General features: G+C 72.2%; 19 protein-coding genes. 11 read left to right on the forward strand and 8 right to left on the reverse strand.

The window, feature by feature from the left end:
• The first annotated feature begins 40 nt into the window (after positions 1 to 40).
• Positions 41 to 628 (forward strand): hypothetical protein, encoded by a 588-nt coding sequence (locus FD678_RS13265; RefSeq protein WP_140724350.1) that lies wholly within the window; start codon positions 41 to 43, stop codon positions 626 to 628.
• Here FD678_RS13265 and recD read toward each other — a convergent pair.
• Genes recD through recC form a run of 3 tightly spaced genes read right to left on the reverse strand, consistent with a single transcriptional unit; the run spans position 625 to position 9,775 of the window.
• Positions 625 to 2,601, reverse strand: a complete 1,977-nt coding sequence (gene recD, locus FD678_RS13270; RefSeq protein ID WP_140724353.1) for an exodeoxyribonuclease V subunit alpha — start codon at positions 2,599 to 2,601, stop codon at positions 625 to 627. The genes FD678_RS13265 and recD overlap by 4 nt on opposite strands.
• Positions 2,598 to 6,389, reverse strand: coding sequence for a UvrD-helicase domain-containing protein (locus FD678_RS13275; RefSeq protein WP_140724356.1), 3,792 nt, complete (start codon positions 6,387 to 6,389; stop codon positions 2,598 to 2,600). The genes recD and FD678_RS13275 overlap by 4 nt, the downstream gene beginning before the upstream one ends.
• Positions 6,390 to 6,391: 2 nt before the next feature.
• Entirely contained in the window at positions 6,392 to 9,775 is a 3,384-nt protein-coding gene (recC, locus tag FD678_RS13280) for an exodeoxyribonuclease V subunit gamma (RefSeq protein WP_140724359.1), read from the reverse strand.
• A 266-nt stretch (positions 9,776 to 10,041) separates the two neighbouring features.
• Here recC and FD678_RS13285 point away from each other — a divergent pair, with 266 nt between their 5' ends.
• From FD678_RS13285 to FD678_RS13310, 6 genes are all read left to right on the forward strand, one after another.
• The gene (locus FD678_RS13285) at positions 10,042 to 10,836 is read left to right on the forward strand and encodes an ABC transporter ATP-binding protein (RefSeq protein ID WP_140724362.1); all 795 of its coding nucleotides are present in this window, start codon (positions 10,042 to 10,044) and stop codon (positions 10,834 to 10,836) included.
• Positions 10,836 to 11,585, forward strand: a complete 750-nt coding sequence (locus FD678_RS13290) for an MlaE family lipid ABC transporter permease subunit (protein ID WP_140724365.1) — start codon at positions 10,836 to 10,838, stop codon at positions 11,583 to 11,585. The genes FD678_RS13285 and FD678_RS13290 overlap by 1 nt, the downstream gene beginning before the upstream one ends.
• A 125-nt stretch (positions 11,586 to 11,710) precedes the next feature.
• Positions 11,711 to 12,238: an outer membrane lipid asymmetry maintenance protein MlaD gene (mlaD, locus tag FD678_RS13295; RefSeq protein ID WP_218569717.1), complete on the forward strand. Its 528-nt coding sequence runs from the start codon at positions 11,711 to 11,713 to the stop codon at positions 12,236 to 12,238.
• Positions 12,235 to 12,894, forward strand: coding sequence for an MlaC/ttg2D family ABC transporter substrate-binding protein (locus tag FD678_RS13300; RefSeq protein WP_140724371.1), 660 nt, complete (start codon positions 12,235 to 12,237; stop codon positions 12,892 to 12,894). The genes mlaD and FD678_RS13300 overlap by 4 nt, the downstream gene beginning before the upstream one ends.
• Positions 12,884 to 13,186, forward strand: coding sequence for an STAS domain-containing protein (locus tag FD678_RS13305; RefSeq protein ID WP_140724374.1), 303 nt, complete (start codon positions 12,884 to 12,886; stop codon positions 13,184 to 13,186). Before FD678_RS13300 ends, FD678_RS13305 begins: the two co-directional genes overlap by 11 nt.
• A gap of 11 nt (positions 13,187 to 13,197) precedes the next feature.
• Positions 13,198 to 14,208, forward strand: a complete 1,011-nt coding sequence (locus FD678_RS13310; RefSeq protein WP_140724377.1) for an MlaA family lipoprotein — start codon at positions 13,198 to 13,200, stop codon at positions 14,206 to 14,208.
• A gap of 269 nt (positions 14,209 to 14,477) precedes the next feature.
• Here FD678_RS13310 and FD678_RS13315 read toward each other — a convergent pair whose 3' ends face one another.
• Positions 14,478 to 15,023 (reverse strand): glutathione peroxidase, encoded by a 546-nt coding sequence (locus tag FD678_RS13315; protein WP_140724381.1) that lies wholly within the window; start codon positions 15,021 to 15,023, stop codon positions 14,478 to 14,480.
• Between the two features lie 77 nt (positions 15,024 to 15,100).
• The gene (gene rmuC / locus FD678_RS13320) at positions 15,101 to 16,471 is read right to left on the reverse strand and encodes a DNA recombination protein RmuC (protein WP_140724384.1); all 1,371 of its coding nucleotides are present in this window, start codon (positions 16,469 to 16,471) and stop codon (positions 15,101 to 15,103) included.
• Positions 16,472 to 16,544: 73 nt separating this feature from the next.
• Here rmuC and FD678_RS13325 point away from each other — a divergent pair, with 73 nt between their 5' ends.
• Together FD678_RS13325 and FD678_RS13330 are read left to right on the forward strand one after the other, a co-directional pair.
• Complete coding sequence (locus FD678_RS13325) at positions 16,545 to 17,150, forward strand: glutathione S-transferase family protein (RefSeq protein WP_140724389.1); 606 nt, start codon at positions 16,545 to 16,547, stop codon at positions 17,148 to 17,150.
• A 62-nt stretch (positions 17,151 to 17,212) separates the two neighbouring features.
• On the forward strand, positions 17,213 to 17,773 hold the full coding sequence (locus FD678_RS13330; protein WP_140724392.1) for a nucleoside 2-deoxyribosyltransferase domain-containing protein: 561 nt from the start codon (positions 17,213 to 17,215) through the stop codon (positions 17,771 to 17,773).
• A gap of 57 nt (positions 17,774 to 17,830) precedes the next feature.
• Here the strand turns inward: FD678_RS13330 and FD678_RS13335 are convergent, their stop codons facing one another.
• Positions 17,831 to 18,838 carry a zinc-binding alcohol dehydrogenase family protein gene (locus FD678_RS13335; RefSeq protein ID WP_140724395.1) on the reverse strand — a complete coding sequence of 336 codons (1,008 nt, stop codon included), beginning with the start codon at positions 18,836 to 18,838 and terminating at the stop codon, positions 17,831 to 17,833.
• 98 nt (positions 18,839 to 18,936) lie between these two features.
• On the opposite strand from FD678_RS13335, the gene FD678_RS13340 reads away from it, so the two are divergent.
• Together FD678_RS13340 and leuE are read left to right on the forward strand one after the other, a co-directional pair.
• Entirely contained in the window at positions 18,937 to 19,851 is a 915-nt protein-coding gene (locus FD678_RS13340) for a LysR family transcriptional regulator (RefSeq protein WP_140724398.1), read from the forward strand.
• A 151-nt stretch (positions 19,852 to 20,002) separates the two neighbouring features.
• Entirely contained in the window at positions 20,003 to 20,629 is a 627-nt protein-coding gene (leuE, locus tag FD678_RS13345) for a leucine efflux protein LeuE (RefSeq protein WP_140724401.1), read from the forward strand.
• A gap of 135 nt (positions 20,630 to 20,764) precedes the next feature.
• Here the strand turns inward: leuE and FD678_RS13350 are convergent, their stop codons facing one another.
• Positions 20,765 to 21,481, reverse strand: a complete 717-nt coding sequence (locus tag FD678_RS13350; protein ID WP_140724404.1) for an MgtC/SapB family protein — start codon at positions 21,479 to 21,481, stop codon at positions 20,765 to 20,767.
• Between the two features lie 14 nt (positions 21,482 to 21,495).
• Entirely contained in the window at positions 21,496 to 22,794 is a 1,299-nt protein-coding gene (locus FD678_RS13355; RefSeq protein ID WP_140724407.1) for an ABC transporter ATP-binding protein, read from the reverse strand.
• Positions 22,795 to 22,827: the final 33 nt, after the last annotated feature.

Genomic DNA, 22,827 nt, shown 5'->3' on the forward strand with positions numbered 1-22,827 from the left:
TTTTGCCGACATGATGATTTCCTCCTGAGCCATATAATTCTTGAACCACGACGCGACTACTGCTCTGGTGAAGGGCTTGGCTGCATCCGATGCCTTCGGCGTGATGCTCGACAACCGTGTCATTGACGAGGCGAAGCGTCGCGAGAATCCGCTGGGATTGATCAACGATTTCATCAAGGCCAGGCGCTATCTCCGTACATTCGAGAATGGGGCCTTCGCACTCCTTCCTGCCGAGAGCGAGTCAAAAGCCAGCGAGCAGGCCAAGAAAGACCACTCCAAAAGGAAAGGCAAGTGGATGGGACTGTCACTATTTGCCATGCCGGTTTTTTCGTTCATTGCGATGCTTATCCCGTCGTTCTTCGGGCCAGCGACCGATCTCAAGGCTTTCCAGTTGTTGATCCTCGTTTGCCAAATAGCTTCCTTGCCCTTCATCTTGCCGATGATTTCGGCATTGACCGCCATATACGCCGCCGACAGGCTATTCAACGAGCTGGACCTGCATTACCCGCTCAGATCCGGATGCCCGGTACAGGAGAACAGAGCGATGCTCGCTCCGCCTTCGCTCTTCGGCAACGGCTTGGCCTCGTGCGTGGACAGCATGGCGGATGAAACCACGCGGCTTTCCTAGAACAACGTGCCCTGCTCCGGTTTGCGTGGCGGCCCAGCGACAACGTGGTCGGGATGCAACCCCTCGCCTTCTCGCTGCCCCAGCCTCCACCCCAACCCAGAGACCCGCGCTGCATGCCTTGCCAGCGCGGCGCGCAGCACCGCCTCGCTGGCGGCCAGATGCAGCGTGCGGCGGGCGCGGGTGATGCCGGTATAGACCAGCTCGCGGCTGAGCACGCGTGCGTCGCGGATGGGCAGTTGCAGCCATACCTCGTCGAACTCGCTGCCTTGCGCCTTGTGCACGGTCATCGCGAAGGCGCTCTCGTGCGCCGGCAGCGCCGCGGGGTGGAAGCCGCGGACCTCGCCGTCGCGGCCGCCTTCGAACCAGGCGACCAGCGCGCCCCGTGCGTCCCTGAGGCAGATGCCGACGTCGCCGTTGAACAGGCCGTGGCGATAGCTGTTCTCGGTGACCAGCAGCAGGCGGCCGTGGAACCAGGGCGAGGCGGTGCCGAGGCGGCGGCCGGCGGTGCCGGTTTCGGCCAGCAGTTGCTCGATGCGGGCATTGAGGCCGCGCGCGCCCTGCGGCCCGTTGCGCACGGCGGTGAGCAGGCGCAGGCGGCCGGCCTCGCGCAGGGCCTGGGCCGGGTCGCTGGCCTCCGCCAGCGCGCGCCAGTGCGCGAGCAAGGCGTCGCGGCGGGTTTGCAGCGGGTCGTCGGCGTTCTCGTGGAAGTGCACGCCGGCCAGCCGGCCGCCGCGCAGCAGCGCCAGCGCGGCGTCGGCGTCGCCGCCGCGCACGGCCTCGGCCAGCGGCGCCAGGTCGAAATCCCGGGCCTGGCGCCAGCCGCGGCGCAGGTGGATGCGGTGGCCGGCCAACCCGCCTTCGGGCGTGGCGACGGGCACCGGGCCGAGCAGCGGGCGCAAGGCGATGGCGTCGTCCGGCGCCAGTGCGTCGCCGGGACCGGCGGCGCCGAGGATGGCGGCGAGGACGTCGCCGGCTTCCACCGAGGGCAGCTGGTCGGGATCGCCGAGCAGGATCAGCTGGGTGCCGTCGGCCACCGCTTCGGCCAGCTTGCACATCAGCGGCAGGTCGACCATCGAGGCCTCGTCCACCACCACGATGTCGAACGGCAGCGGGTTGTCGGCGTCGTGCCGGAAGCGCGGCGAGTCGGGAAGGGTGCCCAGCAGCCGGTGCAGGGTGCTGGCGCCTTCGGGCAGCGCGGCGCAGGCGGCGGCGTCGACGCCGGCCGCGCGCATCGAGGCCACCGCGGCGCGCAGGCTCTCGGCCATGCGCTCGGCGGCGCGCCCGGTCGGCGCCGCCAGGGCGATGCGCGGCGGCGCCGCGCCGGCGCGCAGGGCCGCGGCCGCACGCAGCGCCAGCAAGCGCGCGATGGTGGTGGTCTTGCCGGTGCCGGGGCCGCCGGTGACCAACAGCAGCGCGCGGCGCAGGGACAACGCGGCGGCCTGGGCCTGGCGGTCTTCGGTCCAGTTGCCCCCCTCCGTCCTCCGGACACCTTCCCCCGCGAGCGGGGGAAGGGAAGGAGCAGGGAACAGGGCGTCGAACAGCGGCGCCAGCGCTTCGACGTCGAACGCCGGCGGCGGCATGGCGGCGATCCGGCGCAACGCCAGCGCCAGCCGGCGCTCGTACTCGCGGTAGCGACGCAGGTACAGCAGGCCGCGCTCGAGCACCAGCGGCTTCGCTGCGGTCGCCGCGTCCTCGTCCACGCTTGGCGCATCCACCCATGGCGAGGCGGCCAGGAGCGCCTGCCAGGCCCGCGGGTCCGGCCATGCCAGCTCGGCGTCGGCGAGCAGGCGCGGGCGCGCCGGGTCGAAGCCGGCATGGCCCTGCGCCACCGCCAGCGAGGCCAGCGCCGCGGCGGCCAGCACCTCGTTGGGCGTGCCCGGGTCGAGCCGGCGCAGGCTCTGTGCGAAAGCATGGTCGAGCGTGCGCAGGATGCCGGCGCGCTGCAGGTCGGCGAGCAAGTTGGGGACGTTCATGGCGAAGGCGCTCCGGGCGCGGACGTCTCCTCGCCCCGCCCCCTCTCCCGGGCAGAAACGGGCTCGAGTTCGGCACCGGCGAACAGCGCATCCAGCGCGTGGACCAGCGCCGGGTCGAAGCGCTGCGCGTGCACGCCGGGCGAGGGATCGCGCGCGGCATCCAGGCCGCGGCAGAACAGGTACCGCACGCCGCCGAAGTCGCGCGCGTAGTCGTAGTCCTCGCCGAGACGGAAGCGCAGCCAGCGGTGCAGCGCCAGGCTGTAGATCAGCGCCTGCAGGTCGTACTCGCTGTGGCGCATGGCCTGCGCCAGCGCCGGCGGGTCGTAGGCGGGCAGGCGGTTGGACTTGTAGTCGAGCACGTACCAGCGGCCTTCGTGGCGGTAGGTGAGGTCGATCAGGCCGGTCATCAGCCCTTCCAGGCGCTGGCGCAGGCCGAAGCCGTGGCGATCGCCGACCACGCCGTGCGCGTGCAGCAGGCGCAGCAGCGCGTCCACGCGGGTGGCGCGCAGCGCGAACTGGAACTCGATCTCGGCGCGGCGCTCGACCGCCGGCACGTCGCACAGGCGCACGCCCTCGGGCAGCGCGACGGTGAGGGTCTGGCCGATCAGGCGCGCCAGCAGCGCCGCGCCGTCGCCGAGGTCCTCGGCCGCGTAGCCGCCCTCGCGCAAGGCCGCGGCGATCGTTTCCGCTTCCGCGGCCGGCGCGGCATCGCCCGGGCGCCAGCCGCGCCAGGCGGCGAAGTCGCCGTGCTCCAGCGCGGCGTGCAGCACCACGCCGAAGCGGTTGCCGGCGAAGCGCGGATCGAAATCGTCCTCGAGCGCGACCGGTGCGGCCGGCTCGTCGTGGCCGCCGGCGGATTCGACCGTGGCGCTGGCGAGGGTGTCGCCACCGCCGTCGGCGTTGGCGAGCTGGGTGAAGCTGTAGACCCACCAGTCCGGCGCGAGCCGGCGCGTGGCGACGCGCGCCGGCGGCGGCTCGCCCTCGCCGGGCGGCGGCAGCCACGGCAGCGTGGCCGGGAGCGGGCGCTCGTCGAGGACGATGCCCGGCTGCGCCGCCAGCGCGGCCGGGTCGGCCAGCATCGCTGCGAGCGGGCTGCGAGGGGCGTTGTAGAACGCGCCGAAGGCGATCCACAGCGCGTGCTCGGCGCGCGTGAGGCCGACGTACAGCAGGCGCGCGTCCTCGGCGTGCTGGGCCTGGATCCAGGCCGCGCGCGCGGCGCTCCACTCCGGCGTTTCCGGCGAGGGTTTCCAGAACAGCGCGCGCGTCCCCTGTTCGGTCGGCGCCACGCAGGCGCGGCCGGGATCGGGCGACTTGCCGCCGATGCCGACGAACGGCAGGAACACCAGCGGGTACTCCAGGCCCTTGCTCTTGTGCAGGGTGACGATCTGCACGCGGCGCGCGTCCGATTCCAGCCGCAGCAACTGGGTCTCGTCGTCCGGGTCGGCCTCGGCGATGCGGCGGCCGAGCCAGTCCACCAGCCCATGCAGGCCCAGCGCGCGCGCGTCGGCCTGTTGCAGCAGTTCGCCCAGTTGCAGGTAGTTGGTCAGGCGGCGCTCGCCGTCGAGCAGCCCGAGCAGGCGCTCGGCGTTGGCCGCGCACAGCTCGTCCACCAGCGCCAGCGGGCCGCCGCGCTGCAGGCGCTCGCGCCAGTGCTGCGCGCGCAGCTGCCATTGGCGGTGGAGCTCGCCGTCGCGTTCGAGCGCGGCGATGCCGTCGGCGTCCACGCCGACCAGCACCGTCGCCAGCGCCGCGCGCAGGCGGCCGTCGTCGGCGCCGTGCAGCAGCGCGAGCAGCAGCGCCAGCAGTTCCCGCGCCTGTTCGCTGGCGAACAGGCTCTGCTTGCCGGCCGCCACGGCGGGGATGCCGGCCTCCGCCAGCGCCTGCTGGATGCGCGTGGCCTCGCCGTGCTTGCGCACCAGCACGGCGATGTCGCCCGGTTCGACCGGACGGCCCCGCAGCGATGCCTGGCCGGCGCGCGCCTGCGCCAGCACCTCGTGGATCGCGGCGACGCAGGCGGCGGTGGCGAGCTGGCGCGAGCGCTCGGCATCGTGCGGCTTGTCGCCGGCAGGCGGCGGCGCGCGCCACAGCGTCAGGGCCGGCGCGGGCGCGCCGTCGCGCAGGAAATCGTCGTCGCCGCGCACGCCGCCGGGCTGCACGTCGTGGAATCGGATGCCTTCCTCGACGAAAGCCCGCTCGCCGGCCTGCCGGTACAGCGCGGCGATGGCTTTCAACAACGAGGGTCGCGAACGGAAGTTGCGCTCCAGCGGCGGTGCGCGTTCGGCCTGCCCGGCCGCGGCCAGGTAGGTGTGCACATCGCCGCCGCGGAAGCCGTAGATGGCCTGCTTGGGGTCGCCGATCAGGGCGAGAAAGCGCGCTTGCGAACCACTGGTTCGCGCGCTTTCGAGCGCCGCCGGGCTATGCCCGGTGGCCGGGTGCTCGCACTCGCGACGTTCATCTGGAGAATCAGGACCGAACACGCGCTCGAAGATGCTCCACTGGCGCGCGTCGGTGTCCTGGAATTCGTCCACCAGCGCGACCGCGTACTGCGCGCGCAGGCGCTGCGCCAGGGCCTCGGCGTGCGGGCCGGACAGCGCGGCGGCAACGTCGTCGATGAGATCGTCGTAGGTCTGCACGCGGCGCAGCCGCTTGAGCGCGGCGAGGCGCTCGCGCGCTTCCTCGCGCAGGCGATGCAGCAGCGCGATGCGGCGCTGGCCCTGCCACAGGCGCATCGCGTCGTCGGCCTGCAGCCAGGCGTCGAGCGCGTCGAACAGCGGCGAGCACGGCGGCTCGTGGCCGTCCTTGCACAGCTCGCGCAGGCGCGCCGGCACCAGCTTGTCCAGGTGCGCGGTGCCCCCGCGCGACCAGGCCTGCGCCTGCAGGCCATCGAGCAGCGCCTGGAACGCCTTGTCGAAGCTGGGCCGGCGCGCGCGGCGGCCGTCGAAGCGCTTGCGCTCGAAGGCCTCGGCCACCGCGGCGCGTGCGTCCTCGAGATGCGCGGCGATCGCCTCGGCCAGGCGTTGCGCGGCCTGGCGCAGCGCCGGCCGCGGGTCGTGGGCGAGGTCCACCGGTGCGGGCAGCAGCAGCGGCTGGCGGATCAGCGCCGGCAGGTCGCGCGCCAGCGCGGCCGGGCCGGCCGGCCACAGCGCCGGCAGGTGCTCGGCCTCGCCCGCTTCGGCGGCGTGCGCACGCCACAGGTCGGCGGCCAGTTCTTCGAGCAGCTCGCGGTCGCTGGCGAGCAGTTCGGGCGGGGCGAAGGTCTGCCCGCTCTCCAGCGCGTGTTCGCGCAGCACCCGCGCGCAGAAGCCGTGGATGGTGAAGATCGCGGCCAGGTCGATCTCGTCGGCGGCCTGGCGCAGACGGCGGCGCAGGGCGTCGGGGGATTCGCCCGACGTGGCGAGGTGGGCCGCCAGGAGGGTGCGGGTCAAGTGGATTTCAGGCGAGTCCTGTGGGAGGGACTCTGGGTGGCCTAGGGCCATCAGTCCCGACGCTTCCTCGGCAAAGCCCGTCGGGACTGAAGTCCCTCCCACAAGGGCGGTCTCTCCAAGGGAAGTTTCGGGCACCAGCGTAGCGGCCAGGGCCAGGCGCTCGCGGATGCGCTTGCGCAGCTCCTGGGTGGCGGCCTCGGTGAAGGTCACCGCCAGGATCTGGCCGACGCGCAGGCCGCGCTCGACCACCAGCCGCGTCGCCAGCGTGGCCAGGGTGAAGGTCTTGCCGGTGCCGGCGCTGGCCTCGATCAGGCGCACGCCGTGCAGCGGCAGTCCCAGGTAGGGATCGGCGGGGACGTCCATGCTCACTCCTCCTCGCCCCCGTCCTGCTCGCCGCGCGCGGCCCAGACCGCGTCCAGCGTCGCCTCGTCCGGTTCCAGGTCGGTGCGTCCCTCGCAGACCGCATCGAACACGGCGAAGCTGGTGCGGGCGAAGGCGATGAACGCCGTGCGGTCGGCGAACGGATCGCGCCCGCGCAGGGCCAGCCGGGTCGCCTCGCCCTGTCCTTCGGCATAGCCGCGCGTGCCGTGCCAGCGCTCGAACGCGGCCTTGAAGGTCTTCTTCGCGTCGGCGCCGTCCATCAGGTGGCGGTAGAACTCCCAGCCGCTGTAGGGACCGAACGCCAGCGGTTCGCGCAGGCCGCGAGCGCGCAACGCCAGCAGCGCGCGCAACGCGTCGCGCGCCTGCGCCGGCGGCAAGGCCTCGCGCACGTGCGGGCCGGTGCCGGCCTCGCCCGCGTCGTCGAAGCGCACCAGCGGACGCGGGTCGCCGGCGGCGCTGGCCAGCAGCCAGTCCAGGCCGTTGCGGATCGCCGCCGGCCCGTTGCGCACGCCCGGCCGCACCCGCGCGATGCCGTGCGGATACAGCGCATCGACGCGGCCGTGCAGGTGCAGGCCGTCCAGTTCGATGTCGTAGCGCTGCGACTGTGCGCCGGCCCCGGCGCGCCATTGCGCGAAGCCCCGCGCGTACGGGCGCAGCTGCGCCAGCAGGTCTTCGAGCTCGCGCTCGCCCAGCGTGCCGGACGGCAGCAGGGCGCGGGCGCGCAGGCGGCGGTACAGGGCCTGTTCGTCCTCGCCGTCCAGCAGCGCCTCGAACGCCTGCATCTGCAAGGCGTGCTTCTCCAGCCCGCCGCCGGGCAGCAGCAGCGGTTCCAGGTCCTCGGCGCGCTCGATCTCGTCGGCCAGGCGCAGGCCCAGCCGCAACTGCAGGAACTGCGCGGCGGGCGCGAGCAGGAAGCGCCTGAGCGCGTCCAGCGGCAATGCCGGCTCCGGCTCGGGCGCGGGCAGCGCCTGCCCGAACCACGGTTCCAGCGCATGGCGCTCGCTGCCGAGGCGGCCGGCGGCCGGGCGCCACGCCGCGCGGTAGCTGAAGCGGCGCGGTTCGCCGTCGCCGCCGAACGCGGCCGGCGCGAACGGCTGCAGCGGATGCCGCACCACCAGGTCGCGTGCGGCGGCGGCCGGATCGGCGTGGTAGGCGGCGGCCTCGGCGAGCAGTTCGGCGACCAGCACCGAGGGTTCGCGCTCGCTGCCGTCGCGCGGGTCGGCGCCGAGGTAGCTCAGGTAGAACACGTCCTGCGCGGCGGCGAACAGTTGCAGGAACAGGAAGCGGTCGTCCTCGCGGGTGGAACGGTCGCCGGGACGGCGGCGCTCGCTGCCCAGTTCGGCGGTCAGGCGATTGAGGCCGGCGGCCGGGTCGCGGCGCGGGAAATCGCCGTCGTTCATGCCCAGCAGGCAGATCGCGCGGAACGGCAGCAGCCGCATCGGCACCATGCGGCCGATGCTGATGCCGCCGGTGAGCAGCGGTGCGCGCGTGTCGGCCTCGCCCAGCACGGCGGCGAAGTGCGCGCGTACCGCCTCGGCCGGCAGCGGCGCCTCGAAACCGGCACGCGCGGCACTGTTGGCAAAGCCGTCGACCAGCCAGCGCAGGCGGTCGAGCGCGCGCTGCGTGGACGGTGCCGATGGCGGCTGCGGCAGCAGCGCGTCGAGCAGGCCGATCAGCCGCTCGCGCCAGGCCGACGGCGGCAGCGCCTCGCCCAGCGTCTGCTGGTGCCGCGCCAGCACGCGCAACAGCCGGATCAGCGTGTCCAGCGCGTCCAGCGCGCTGCCTTCCAGCTCCGGCCACGGCGCCACCCCGGCGATCTCCGCATCGCTGCCGCTGGCGTGGCCGAGCAGCAGCCGGTCCAGCGCGAACGCCCAGGTGTAGGCGTCGTCGCGCGGCGCCGCGTGCTGCTGGCGGTGCGCCGCGTCCAGGCCCCAGCGCGCGCCGGCCGCCTGCAGCCATCCGTGCAGGCGCTCGAACGCGGCCGCGTCCAGCGCGGCGGCCTCGGCCAGCGGCGGACTGGCGAGCAGGTCGAGCACCTCGTTGAGGCCGAAGCGCGATACCGGCAACCCGAGCAGGCGCACGAACACTTCCGCCAGCGGCTCGCCGGCCAGCGGGCTGGCGTCGGCCAGGGCGTAGGGCAACGGGTCGTCGGGGCCGCCGAATACCGCGTCCAGGTAGGGAATGTACGGATCGATGTCCGGCGCCAGCACCGCGATCTCGCGCGGCTGCAGCGGCGGGTCGAAGCGCGGGTCCTCCAGCAGCGCGCGCAGCTGGTCGTGCAGGACCTGCAGCTCGCGCAGGCGGGTGTGGCAGGCGTGCACCTGCAGGGTCGGATCGTCGCGGCGCAGCGCCGGCAGCAGCCCGCCCGAAGGCCGGCCGCGCCGGTGGAACAGGTCGGCCTGCAGCCGCTTCAGCAGGCCGTCGCCCAGCCCGCCCTCGGCCAGCGGCTTGCCCGGGCGCCGTTCCGGGTCGGCGTAGGCGGCGATCTCGCCGGAGGGGTGCACCACCTCGTAGCCGCCCAGCACCGCCATGAAGTCGCGGCCGACCGCGCCCCAGGCCTGCAGCAAGCGGTTCTCGCCGGCATCCTCGCCGAACGGGTCGGCATCGCCGGCTTTCAGGCGCGCGCCCAGGGTCTGCAGGTCGCCCCAGTACGACGCCGTGGGCGTGGGCAGATAGAAGTGCAGCGTGCCGGTCCGCGCCTGGGTGGCGAGCACGCGCAGCACGTCGGGCGAAACGTTGAGGGTGGCGAAGGCGAACAGCCGCGGCGGCAGCCCCGCCGGAAGCGCGCCGCCGCCGGCATGGCGCGCCAGGTAGTCGTTGATGCGCCGGGCGCGGTGCGCGCGGCCGCCGGCGATGCGCCGCCACAGCAGCGCCTGCGGATCGTCCGGGTCGGCCCCGGCCTCCCAGCGCAGCAGCCAGTCGCGGCGCCAGGCCTGGTATTTCTCGAACACCGACGCCAGCTCGCCGGCCAGCGCCCACGGCTTGAGCGCGTCGCCGTCGGCCAGGTAGGCCTGCAGCGCGCGCATCGCCGGCCGCGCCAGCAGCTCCGGATCGACCAGCGCCGCGTACAGGCGCCAGCGCAGCGTGTCCGCGTCCAGGTCGTCGTCGGCCGGGCCGAGGTTGGCCTCCAGCGCGTGCGCGACGAACTCTCCGGGGGTGAGGAACTCCAGGTTGGCGGCGATGCCGTACTCGGCGGCCAGGGTCGATTGCAGCCAGCGCCGCATCGCCACCTGCGGGATCAGCACCGTCTCCGGCGCCAGCAGCGACTGGCCGGGTACCGGCCGGCGCAGCTCGTGCGCCAGCAGCGATGCCAGCACCTCGAGCGAGTTGGAATGATAGAGGCGGAAGTCCGGTGCAGCGTCGGCCATCGCGCCATAGTGCCGCAGCGCGGCATGGGCGATAAGCCCGGGGCGCGGCGGCTGAATGGGCGGCCCGCCCGCGCGGCCGGTCCTCGGCGATAATGACGGAATCCTCACGCGGCGCCGGGTGTCATGCGCATTCATGCACCTGAGCAGTAGTCGAACGAGCCGCGGAGTGACACAATACTAGACCGCCCAGTTCTGAAAAACTTAGTCCAACTGAGTTCAGCCAGCCGGCGCGAAATTAACCTGTTCGTTATTTGTTAACGGTGGCGATGTCGGATTCCGCTTCCCCTGTCGTGCAGTTGTCCGGCGTCCGCATCGACCGTGGCGGGCGCACGATCCTGCGCGACGTTTCGCTCGACGTGCCGCGCGGCAGCATCACCGCGGTGCTCGGCCCGTCGGGCAGCGGCAAGTCCACGCTGCTGGCGGCCCTGACCGGCGAGCTGCGCCCGGCCGCCGGCACGCTGGCCCTGTTCGGCGCGCCGATCCCGACCGGCACGCGCGCGCTGCTGGAGACGCGCCGCAACGTCGGCGTGCTGCTGCAGGGCAACGGCCTGCTGACCGACCTCACCGTGGCCGAGAACGTGGCGCTGCCGCTGCGCACCCACACCCGGCTGCCCAAGGCGCTGATCGCGCGCATCGTGCAGATGAAGCTGCACGCGGTCGGCCTGCTCGCCGCCGCCGATGCCTGGCCGCGCGAGCTGTCCGGCGGCATGGCCCGGCGCGTCGCGCTGGCCCGCGCGCTGGCGCTGGACCCGCCGCTGATGATCTACGACGAGCCGCTGACCGGGCTGGACCCGATCGCCTCGGGCGTGATCATGAGCCTGATCCAGCGCCTCAACGACAGCCTGGGGCTGACCAGCATCATCGTCAGCCACCACGTCCACGAGACGTTGCCGATCTGCGACCAGGCGGTGGTGATCGCCAACGGCGGCATCGTGTTCTCGGGCACGCCGGCGCAGCTGGAAGCCAGCGCCGATCCGCTGGTGCGGCAGTTCCTGCACGGCCAGCCGGACGGCCCGATCCCGTTCGACGCCGCCGCGCGCACGACCAGGAGCGCCGCCTGATGGCCTTCGCCGAATCGATCCGCTCGCTCGGCCGCGCCGGCCTGTTCTCGCTGACGGTGGCGCGCGGCTCGCTGCCCACCGCCGACTTCCTGGCCGAGCTGACCCGCGAGATCTACAAGATCGGCGCGCGCTCGCTGCCGATCATCGCGGTCGGCGGCGCCTTCGTCGGCCTGGTGCTGACCCTGCAGGGCTACCGCACGCTGACCACGTTCGGCGCGTCCGACGCGCTGTCCACGCTGCTGGGGCTGTCGCTGTACCGCGAGCTGGCGCCGGTGCTGACCGCGCTGCTGTTCATCGGCCGCGCCGGCAGCTCGATCGCCGCCGAGCTGGGCCTGATGCGCGCCACCGACCAGATCAAGGCGCTGGAGCTGATGGCGATCGACCCGGTCGCCAAGGCGGTCGCGCCGCGCTTCTGGGCCGCGGTGCTGACCGTGCCGCTGCTGACCGCGGTGTTCTGCTCGCTGGCGATCAGCGGCGGCTACTTCGAGGCGGTGCACGTGCTCGGCGTGGACAACGGCACGTTCTGGTCGGGCCTGCGCAACAGCGTGGACCTGTGGGACGACTTCGGCGTGGCGCTGCTCAAGTCGGCGATCTTCGGCGGCACCGCCGCGCTGGTCGCCGCCTACGTCGGCTTCCATGCCGAGCCGACCATCGAGGGCACCTCGGTGGCGACCACCCGCGCGGTGGTCAACGCCTCGCTGCTGGTGCTGATGTTCAACTTCGTGCTCTCCGCATTGCTGTTCCAATGAGGCGGGCCCGGATGCGGCGAGTCCCTCGCAAGAACCCGCGCGTCCACGCGCGGGAACTCAATGAAAAGCCCGCTGCGGCGCATGTCGCGGCGGCAGTTGGACGAAAGGTGGAATGACATATGGCCATGCGTGGACCACGACTCGAATTCGCCGTCGGCGCCTTCCTGCTGCTGACCCTGGCCTCGCTGCTGGTGCTGGCGGTGGCCTCGACCAACCAGCGCTGGGGCCTGGGTTCGGACGGGTACGACCTGACCGCCCGCTTCACCCAGATCGGCCAGCTCAAGAAGCAGGCGCCGGTGCGCATCGGCGGCGTCAACGTCGGCCAGGTCAGCAACATCACGCTCGACCCGAAGACCTTCGAGTCGGTGGTGACGCTGAGCCTGGACGGGCGCTACAAGGACCTGCCGGCCGACACCTCCGCCGGCATCTTCACCAGCGGCCTGCTCGGCGAGAGCTACATCGGCCTGCAGCCCGGCGGCGACCCCGACGTGCTCAAGCCCGGCGACGAGATCGCCTTCACCCAACCGGCCGTGGACCTGATCCAGCTGGTCGGCAAGTACATGTTCAGCGGCGGTGGCGGTAACTCCGCGTCAGGCGAAGCGCCTGCCGCGTCCGACGCGACCACGCCCTCTTCCACGGAGCCCCACAAATGAAGACCCCGTTGCTTTCGACCGTACTGGCCGCGGCGCTGTTCGCCGCCGCGCCGACCGCCGCGTTCGCCCAGGCCGCCCCGGCCGCGGCCGCCAGCCAGGGCGCGGCCACCAAGACCGTGATCGACGCCAGCAGCAACGTGCTGACCACGCTGCAGCAGCGCCGCGCCGAGTTCAAGCAGAACCCGGCCGCGCTGCGCCAGTACATCGACACCCAGCTCAACCAGCTGTTCGACCGCGACTACGCCGCCCGCCTGGTGCTGGGCGTGCACGGCCGCGGCGCCTCCGACGCCGACGTCAAGCTGTTCGCCGACGCGATGGCCGACAGCCTGATGCAGCGCTACGGCTCGGCGCTGCTGAGCTTCGAGGGCAAGCCGACCTTCCGCGGCAAGTCGGAGACCGCGCTGCCGGGCAACCGCGGCGTGAAGGTGTCCACCGAGCTGCTGCGCCAGGGCGACGACCCGACCCCGGTCGACTACCTGATGCGCAACGTCAACGGCCAGTGGAAGATCTTCGACGTGGTCATCGAAGGCATTTCCTACGTGCAGACCTTCCGCAACCAGTTCGATGCCCCGCTGCGCCAGAAGGGCATCGCCGAGGTCGCCAAGGAATTGCGCAGCGGCACCCTGGCCGCGCAGCCGGCGAACAATGGCAAGTAACGACGCCCGGCTGTACCGCGAAGGCGACGCGCTGCTCGCCACGGGTACGCTCGACCGCACCGCGGCCACCGCGCTGTGGCCGCAGCTGGCCGGGCTGCTGGACGGCGCCGCGCGGCTCGATCTGGGCGGCGTCAGCCGGCTGGACAGCGCCGGCCTCGCGTTGCTGGCCGAAGCCGCCGCGCGGCTGCGTTCGCGCCGGGGCGGCGACGTCGCCGTGCTCGGCACGCCTCCCGGCCTGGAGGAACTGCGGGCCGCCTACCGTCTCTCGCCCACCCTGGATTTCCAGGCCTGACCGGAACCGACATGAACGTCCTCCGCCCCCTCGTTCTCGTCCCGCTGCTGTTGCTGGCGGCCTGCGCCGGCCAGGCGCCGAAATCCGCGCCGCCCGCGGCGGCCTCGGTCGTCGCCGCGCCCGCGGCGGAGGCGACGCCGGCGGCGGAGGCCCCCGCATCCGCCCCGGCCGACGCGGGTGAAGCGCCTGCGGCCGCCGCACCGGCGGAGGCGCCATCGGCCAGCGCTGCCGGCACCGCACCGACCGCGGCCGAAGACGACTATGCCGCGCTGTACGGCGGGCCGGCGCCGAGCGCCTCGGCCGACGCCGCGCCGGCCGGCCAGGTCGCCTACGATCCGTGGGAGCGCTACAACCGCGGCATGCACCGCTTCAACCTGGCGGTGGACAAGTATTTCGCGCGGCCGGTGGCGACCGCGTACGTCAACGTCACGCCCGAGCCGGTGCGCCTGGGCGTGACCAACTTCTTCGACAACCTGCGCTCGCCGGTGACCCTGGTGAACCAGTTGCTGCAGGGGCACCCGGTCAGGGCGCTGCAGACGCTGGGCCGGTTCGTGATGAACACCACGCTGGGCATCGGCGGCCTGTTCGACCCCGCCAGCGCCGCCGGCATCCCGCGCGGCAACGGCGACTTCGGCCAGACCCTGGGCGTGTGGGGCTGGCGCAACTCGCGCTACTTCGAGCTGCCGTTCTTCGGCCCGCGCACGCTGCGCGACACCTTCGGCCTGGCCGGGGACATGCCGCTCTCGCCGCTGCGCCAGGTCGAGAACGACAAGGTCCGCATCGGCCTGCAGGGCGTCCAGCTGGTCAACACGCGCGCGCGCCTGCTGTCGCTGGACGAGATGCGCAACGAGGCGCCCGACGAGTACGCGCTGACCCGCGACGCCTGGCTGCAGCGCCGCAACTACCAGATCCAGCAGAGCCTGCACCGCAACCAGAAGGACCAGGACGAGCTGCCGGACTACCTGCGCGAGGACAACACCGTGCCGGCGGACGCGATGCCGGTACCTGAGTGGGGCGGTTGATCCTGTTGCCAGGAAGGACCCGCAGAAAAGCCCGGGAGCGATCCCGGGCTTTTTCGTGGGTCCCTCACAAGAGCAGCGCACATCCATGTGCGCGGACTTGTCTGGGTTCTTCGCGGCACCGCGCATTCCTGTGCGGGTGTCCCCTGCCGGGCTGTGATGTTGTGGGAGGGACTTTGGTCGCGACGTGCCGTACCGGTAGCGCGTCGGGCTGAGGTCCCTCCGGCAAGGAAGCCCTTCCGGCCGCGAGCCCTTGCTGCAACGTTGCGCGTTTACGCCGCCAGCGCGGCGTCGATCGCCTCGCGCAGGCGCGCATCGTCGGCGTCCACGTCCGGCGCGAAGCGACCGACCACCCGGCCGTCCTTGCCGACCAGGAACTTCTCGAAGTTCCACAGCACGCCCGGCGCCGGGTTGGCCTCGATGCCCAGGCCCTGCAGGCGCTCGCGGAACGGACCTTCGCCCGCCGCTTCCGGCTGCGCGGCGATCAGCTCGCGATACAGCGGATGGGTCTGCTCGCCGGTGACCGCGATCTTGGAGAACATCGGGAAGGTGACGTCGTAGGTCAGCGTGCAGAACTGCTTGATCTCCTCCTCGCTGCCCGGCTCCTGGCCCTTGAAGTCGTTGGCGGGAAAGCCCAGCACTTCGAAGCCGGTGCCCTGCTTCTCGCGATAGAGCCGCTCCAGCCCCTCGTACTGCTTGGTCAGGCCGCACTTGGAGGCGACGTTGACCACCAGCAGCACCTTGCCGGCATGGTCGGCGAGCGTGGCCGGGGCGCCGTCGATGGTGGTCAGGGGAATGGCTTGGATCGGGGTGGACATGCAGGGGACTCCAGGTAGAGGGATTGCGGCGACAGGATAAACCCGGCGCCGCGCATTTCCGCGCGGCGCCGGGACGATCAACCTTCGGTTTCGTCGTCGGCAGCGGCCGGTTCGTCGAGCGCGGCGTCTTCGCCCAGCAGCGCGCGCGAGTCGTCCGCCGACAGCGATTCCACGCCGCGCAGGCGGCGCTCGATGGTGCGGGTCTTGCGGCTGGCCTCGCCGAGGCTCTTGCCGACGGTGTTGATCTGCTTCTCGGCCTTCTCGAGGATGCCGGCGAACTTGCCGAACTCGCTCTTGACCGCGCCGAGCAGGCTCCACACCTCGCTGGAGCGCTGCTCGATCGCGAGCGTGCGGAAACCCATCTGCAGGCTGTTGAGCAGCGCGGTGACCGTGGTCGGGCCGGCCACGACCACCCGGTGCTCGCGCTGCAGCAGGTCGACCAGGCCGGGGCGGCGGATGACTTCCGCGTACAGGCCCTCGGTGGGCAGGAACATCACCGCGAAGTCGGTGCTGTACGGCGGCACGATGTACTTGTCGCCGATCGACTTGGCCTGCACGCGGATCGCGCGCTCCAGCTGCGCGCCGCTGGCGAGCACCTGCTCCTGGTCGCCCTGCTCCTGCGCGTCGAGCAGGCGCTCGTAGTCCTCGCGCGGGAACTTGGAGTCGATCGGCAGCCACACCGGCGCGTCGTCGCGGCCGCGCCCTGGCAGGCGCACCGCGAAGTCCACCGCCTCGGCGCTGTCGGCGCGCAGGCGCACGCCGCGCGCGTACTGCTCCTGGGTCAGGGTCTGCTCGAGGATGTTCTCCAGCTGCACCTCGCCCCAGCCGCCACGGGTCTTGACGTTGCTCAGCACGCGCTTGAGGTCGCCCACGCCGGTGGCCAGCTGCTGCATCTCGCCGAGCCCGCGCTGCACCTGCTCCAGGCGCTCGGAGACCAGCTTGAAGCTCGAGTCCAGGCGCTGGTTGAGCGTGCTCTGCAGCTTCTCGTCGACGGTGGCACGCATCTGCTCGAGCTTGGCCGCGTTGTCGTTCTGCAGGGCCTGCAGCTGCTGCTCGAGCGTGGCGCGCATCTCGCCGATGCGCAGCTCGTTGCGCTGGGTCAGCTCGAGCAGGCGCTGGTCGAGCGACCCGGCGAAGCGCTGCTGCGATTCGCCGGCTTCCTGGCGGCCGCGGCGCGCGTCCTCGGTCAGGGTTTCGCGCAGCTGGTCCAGGCGCGCATCGGTGCGGGTGGACAGGTCGGCGAGGCTGCGGGCGAAGGCGTCCAGCCGCACTTCCTGGTGGCGCGCGAACGATTCGAGCTGCTCGCGCAGTTCGCCGCGGCCGGCGCGCGCCTCCTCGCGCAGCGATCGTTCGAGGCGGGTGCCGTCCTGGCGGCGCAGCAGCGCCGCGATCTGCAGCACGATGACGGCACAGAGCAGGCCGCCGAGGATCATCGATTCGGGAGTCATGCCGCCAGTGTAGCGGCGCGCGTCTCACCGGATGCGCCGGCTACACTGGCCGGCCCGTTCCCGGAGACCTGCCGTGCTGGAACTGTTGGGCCATTCGCGCTCGATCAACGTGCGCAAGGTGCTGTGGCTGCTGGACGAACTGGGCCTGCCGTTCGCCCACGACGAGGCGCCGGCGCCGGAAGCGCTGCGCGCGCTCAACCCGAACGCGCTGGTGCCGGTGCTGCGCGACGGCGGTTTCGTGCTGTGGGAATCCAACGCGATCTGCCGCTACCTGGCGGCGCGCGCCGGCCGCTTCGACCTGTTGCCGGCCGAGGCCGCGGCGCGGGCACGGGTGGAACAATGGATGGACTGGCAGGCGACCGATCTCAACGGCGCCTGGCGCTACGCGTTCATGGCCAAGGTGCGGCGCAGCGCGGCGCATGCCGACCCGGCCGCGATCGCCGCCAGCGAGGCGCAGTGGAACCGGCACATGCGCATCCTGGATGCGCAGCTGGCGCAAGGCGGGCCCTACGTGCTGGGCGCGGGCTTCACCCTGGCCGACATCGTGCTCGGGTTGTCGACCCAGCGCTGGCTGGCCAGCCCGATCGAGCGCCCGGCGCTGCCGGCGGTGCAGGCCTACCACGCGATCCTGGGCGAACGCCCCGGCTTCCGCCGCCACGGCGCCAACGGGATGCCCTGAGCCGCCGCGCGCGGCTGCGCTACGATGGCCGCCCCGCCGCCGCCGATCCCGTCGCGCGCCCGATGAAATCGTTCCTGTTGCTTTCGATGGCCATGCTGCCGGCCGCCCATGCGGCCACTCCGCCCACCCCGTCGCAGACCCTGACCTCGCCTGCGCCGCTGCCGGCGCACGACGCGCGGATCAAGGTGTTCCTCGCCGGCAGCATCGAGATGGGCAAGGCCGGCGACTGGCAGCAACAGGTGCAGGACGCGCTGCGCGACGAGGGCGTGCTGCTGCTCAACCCGCGCCGCCCCGACTGGAACCCGGCCTGGCGCGCCGAGGCCGACGAGCCGGAGTTCCGCCGCCAGGTGCAATGGGAGCTGGCGGCGCTGGAGCAGGCCGACCTGGTGCCGATGTACTTCGCGCCCGGCACGCAGAGCCCGATCACGCTGCTGGAGTTCGGCCTGTACGCGCGCTCCGGCAAGCTGCTGGTATCGGCACCGGCGGGGTTCTGGCGCAAGGGCAACCTGGACATCACCGGCGACCGCTACGGGGTGCCGCGCTACGACTCGCTGGAGGCGCTGATCGCGGCGCTGCGCGAGCGCATCCATGCGCTGCGCCGGGCCCGCGCTACGGCGCCCTGAACCCCGGTGCGGCCGGTGCCCGCGCCGGGTCGGGGGCGCATCGCGCGGGCAGGAAGATCAGAAACCTTCCAGCACGATCTTGCCGCGGGCGCGGCCGCTCTCGATCAACGCGTGCGCGCGCCGCAGGTTCTCCGCGCTGATCTTCCCGTAGTGCTCGCCGAGCGTGGTGCGCAGCGTGCCGGCATCCACCAGCGACGCGACGCGTTCGAGCAGCTGGTGCTGGGCGATCATGTCCTCGGTGCCAAACAGCGGGCGGGTGAACATCAGTTCCCAGTGCAGCGAGATGCTCTTGCGCTTGAGCAGCAGCACGTCCAGCCCCGCCGGATCGTCGATCAGCGCGAACCGGCCCTGCGGCGCCAGCGCCTCGACGATCTGCGGGTAGTGCACGTCGGTATGGGTCACGCCGACGACCAGCGGCACCTGCTCGATGCCCAGGCGCTTGAGGCCCTGGGTCAGCGGCTCGCGGTGGTCGATCACGTGGTGCGCGCCGAGCGTGCGTACCCAGTCCTGGGTCTCCGGGCGCGAGGCGGTGCCGACCACGGTCAGCCGGGTCAGCTGGCGCGCGAGCTGCACCAGGATCGAGCCGACCCCGCCGCCGGCGCCGACCACCAGCAGGGTCTGGCCTTCGCCGCCGCCCTCGGCGACCCCCAGGCGGTCGAACAACAGCTCCCAGGCGGTGATCGCGGTCAGCGGCAGCGCCGCCGCCGCGGCATCGTCCAGGCTGCGCGGGGCATGGCCGACGATGCGCTCGTCCACCAGGTGGTACTCGGCGTCGCTGCCGGGGCGGGCGATCGAGCCGGCGTACCAGACCCGCTCGCCGGGCTTGAACAGGCTCACCTCGGCGCCGACCGCATCGACGATGCCGACCGCGTCCCAGCCGAGCACGCGCGGGGCCTCGGTGGCCATGTTGCGGCGGACCTTGGTGTCGACCGGGTTGACCGAGACCGCATGCACCTTGACCCGCAGGTCGCGCGGGCCCGGTTCGGGAACCGGCAGGTCGATCTCGACCAGGGCCTGCGGGTCGTCGATCGGCAGGCCGTGGCGGGTATAGGCGATGGCTTTCATGGCGGCACTCCAGGAGGGGGCAAAGCGGACATGGTCGGCCGTGCCGGTCGCGTCGGAAACCCGCAGAATGCACCAGCACTTTCATTGCTGGAGTGAAAATGATCCGGTTCGACGACCTTGCCCTGTTCGTCCGCACCGCGGCGCTGGGCAGCTTCTCGCGGGTGGCACGCGAGGTGGACCTGCTGCCGGGGCAGGTCAGCGCCGCGATCGCCCGGCTGGAGCGCGAACTGGACCTGCGCCTGTTCGTGCGCACCACCCGCAGCCTGCGCCTGACCGCCGAGGGCGAGCAGTACCTGCCGTACGCGCAGCAGGTGCTGGACACGCTGCGCGAGGGCCGCGAACGCCTGGGCGGCGCCGATGCGGAGCTGCACGGGCTGCTGCAGATCGCCGCGCCGTCGGACCTGGGCCGCAACCTGCTGCTGCCGTGGCTGGGCGAGTTCCACCGCATGCACCCGCGCCTGAACCTGCGCCTGCACCTGTCCGACCAGGTCGCCGACGTGTTCCGCGATCCGGTGGACGTGGCGCTGCGGCTCGGCCGTTTCGACGAGGCGCGCTACGTGGCGCTGCCGCTGGCGCCGGAGAACCGCCGGGTGCTGGTGGCCTCGCCGGACTATCTGCGCCGGCACGGCCGCCCGGCGACGCCGGACGCGCTGCGCGAGCACGCCTGCGTGACCTACATGCTCGGCGGCCGCGCGCACGACCGCTGGAGCTTCGACCTCGACGGCCGCCGCCATACCGTCGACGTGCGCGGCGCGATGCTGTGCGACGACGCGGAGGTGGTGCGGCGCTGGGCGCTGGCCGGCGAAGGCATCGCCTACAAGTCGTGGCTGGACGTGGCCGAGGACGTCCAGGCAGGGCGGCTGCAGGCGCTGTTCCCCGCGCACGGCGAAAGCGTGCCGCTGAACCTGGTGTGCCCGCACCGCAAGCAGTTCTCGCCGGCGATCCGGCAACTGCACGACCTGCTCGCGCTGCGCCTGCGCGAGCACCTGCGGCGTTTCCCGCTGCCGGGGTGATCGTTCCATCGTCATTCCCGCGAAAGCGGGAATGACGATGAAGGGATGGCGAAGACCGGAAAGGAAGTAGGAAGCAGCAAGTAGAGCGAAGGCTGCGACAGCGAAGCCTTCACGACGTACCATCGCTTTCCTCCCCACCGACCTCGCCGCCATGCCGTGGATGGGCATCCAGAACCCATGGGCCTTCGCCGCCGCCGTGCTGGTGTTCCTGGCGCTGCCCGGCCCCGGCACCTTCACGCTGCTCACCGCGACCGGGCGCAGCGGCATCCGGGCCGGCTACACGACGCTGGCGGGGCTGCTGCTCGGCGACCAGGTGCTGATGTGGCTGGCGGTGGCGGGCGTCGCCGCGCTGCTGAAGGCCAACCCGCTGCTGTTCCATGGCGTGCAGTACCTGGGCATGGCCTACCTGATCTGGATCGGGCTGCAGTTGCTGCGCACGCCGAAGCCGGGCGCGCCGGCCGGCCTGGTCGCGCTCAAGCCGGGCCATTACTTCCGCCAGGGATTGCTGGTCACGCTGCTCAACCCGAAGGCGATCGTGTTCTACATGGCGTTCTTCCCGCTGTTCATCGACCCGGCCACGCATCGCGGCCTGCCCACCTTCGCGACCATGGCGGCGCTGATCGCGCTGCTGGGAGTGGCCTGGTGCTCGCTGCTGATCCTGCTCGGCCATGCGCTGGCGCGGCGGTTTTCGCGGCATCCGCGCACGGGCGCGTGGCTGCGGCGCGGCGCCGGGGTGTTCCTGGTCGGGTTCGGGGTGCGGCTTGGGATGAACGGGTAGTCGCTAAGCCGAACCTTCGTCATTCCCGCGAAAGCGGAAATCCATGGACGTTGTTCTTCGTAGGCTTAACGTCCTTGGATTCCCGCTTTCGCGGGAATGACGAGCAAAAACCAACGCGTTTGGCTTGCCCATTGTTCAATCGCGCGTACTGATCTCCCACGTGGCATGGGCGACGCCGGGATGGCGTTCCAGTTCGTCGACCACCGCGTCCATCTCGTTCGGATCGACCGCGGTGCTGACCAGGGTGGCGACCACCTCGACCTGTTCCTCGCCGCGTTCGTGCAGTTCCACGTCGCCCACCGGGTAGTCGGCCGCCTCCAGGTGCTCGACCAGGCGTTCGCGCACGTGCGGCAGCGCCTCGGTGTCGGTGGTCAGGCGCACCTCGTAGGTGGCCTCGGTCGCGCGCTCGTTGATCGGGATGCGGTTGATCGCGTTGACCAGCGGCCGCAGCACGGTGTTGCCGGCAATCACCAGCCCGGTCAGCAAGGCGCCCTCGGCCAGCATGTCCGCGCCGGTGCAGCAGCCGACCGCGGCCGAGCACCACAGCGTGGCGGCGGTGTTGAGGCCGCGCACGTTCATGCCCTCCTTCATGATCACGCCGGCGCCGAGGAAGCCGACGCCGGAGACCACGTAGGAGATCACCCGCACCGCCTCGGCGTTGCCGGCGATGCGCATGCCGAGATCGACGAACGCCGCCGCGCCGACCGCGACCAGCACGCAGGTGCGCAGGCCGGCGGTGCGCTGGCGGTACTGGCGCTCGACGCCGATCAGGGTGCCGAGCACGAACGCGGCGACCAGGCTGACCACGGTGTCGAGGAAGGGGCCCGCCTGGAAGGTCTCGATGAAACGCATGGTCGGCTCCGCTCTCAGGTCGGGTTGTCCAGGGTGAGCAGGCCGGCCTGCTCGTCGTAGGCGAAGTATTCGCCATAGCGCGCCCAGCTGATCACCGCGCGCAGGGTCTGCGCGGCATTGTCCTCGGACATGTGGTCCTCCAGCTCGTCGCTGAAGCGGCTCAGCGGCGCCTGGTGGCTGGCGCGGTCGTCGAGCACGCGGCGGATGTGCGCGGCCAGCGGCACGTAGGTCGCCAGCTGCTGGCTGAGCAGGTGCTTGCGCGCGTCGGTGCCGGCCTCGACGAAGCGCTGGCCGGTCGCGGTCAGGCGCAGGTCGCCGCCTTCCAGCTCGGCCAGCCGCAGCAGCTGCAGCACCTCGGCGATCGGGAACAGCTCGTCGATCTCCAACTGCAGGCTGGCCGCCAGCGGCGGCAGGTCGGCCTGGCCGCGATAGGGCTCGGCGGCGACCGCTTCGAGCAGGCCGGCCAGCAGGTTCGGCGACACGCGCGGCAGCGTCATCGCGATGCCGGTGCCGGGGAACAGGCCCTCGCGCGCCGGCGCCGCCGGGCGCGCGGTCATGCGCGCATAGATGTCCTCGACCAGCGCGCGGAACGCGGGGTCGAGCCGGTTGCGCGGCTGCGGCAGCGCCACCGCGATCTCGCCGATCACCCGGCCCGGGTTGGAACCGAAGATCACGATGCGGTCGCACATCAGCACCGCCTCCTCGATGTTGTGGGTGACCATCAGGATCGACTCGATCGGCATGCGGCCCTCGCTCCACAGGTCGAGCAGGTCGGTGCGCAGGGTCTCGGCGGTGAGCACGTCCAGCGCCGAGAACGGCTCGTCCATCAGCAGCAGCCTGGGATGCACCACCAGCGCGCGCGCCAGCCCGACGCGCTGGCGCATGCCGCCGGAGAGTTCCTTCGGGTAGGCGTTCTCGTAGCCGTCCAGGCCGATCAGGTCGATCGCCTCCAGCGCGCGGCGGCGGCGTTCCTCCGGCGCGACGCCGCGCGCCTCCAGGCCGACCTCGACGTTCTGCTGCACGGTCAGCCACGGGAACAGCGCGAAGCTCTGGAACACCATCGCCAGTTCGTCCGGGCCGCCGTCGCGGTAGGCGATCTCGCCGGCGCTCGGCTGCAGCAACCCGGCGATCGCGCGCAGCAGCGTGGACTTGCCCGAGCCGGAACGGCCGAGCAGCCCGACGATCTCGCCCGAGCGCAGGCTCAGGTCGACGTTCTCCAGCACCACCAGTTCGGCGGCGCCCTTGTCGTAGGTCTTGCGCACGCCGCGCACGCTGACCAGCGGGCGCTCCAGGGCGAGGTTGGACACGTTCATCGGCAACTCCTGATCGAAAGCGGAAAGGGCGGG

Origin of the sequence: Pseudomonas sp. Hp2 (assembly GCF_006386585.1) — a bacterium.
Classification (GTDB): domain Bacteria; phylum Pseudomonadota; class Gammaproteobacteria; order Xanthomonadales; family Xanthomonadaceae; genus Pseudomonas_S; species Pseudomonas_S boreopolis.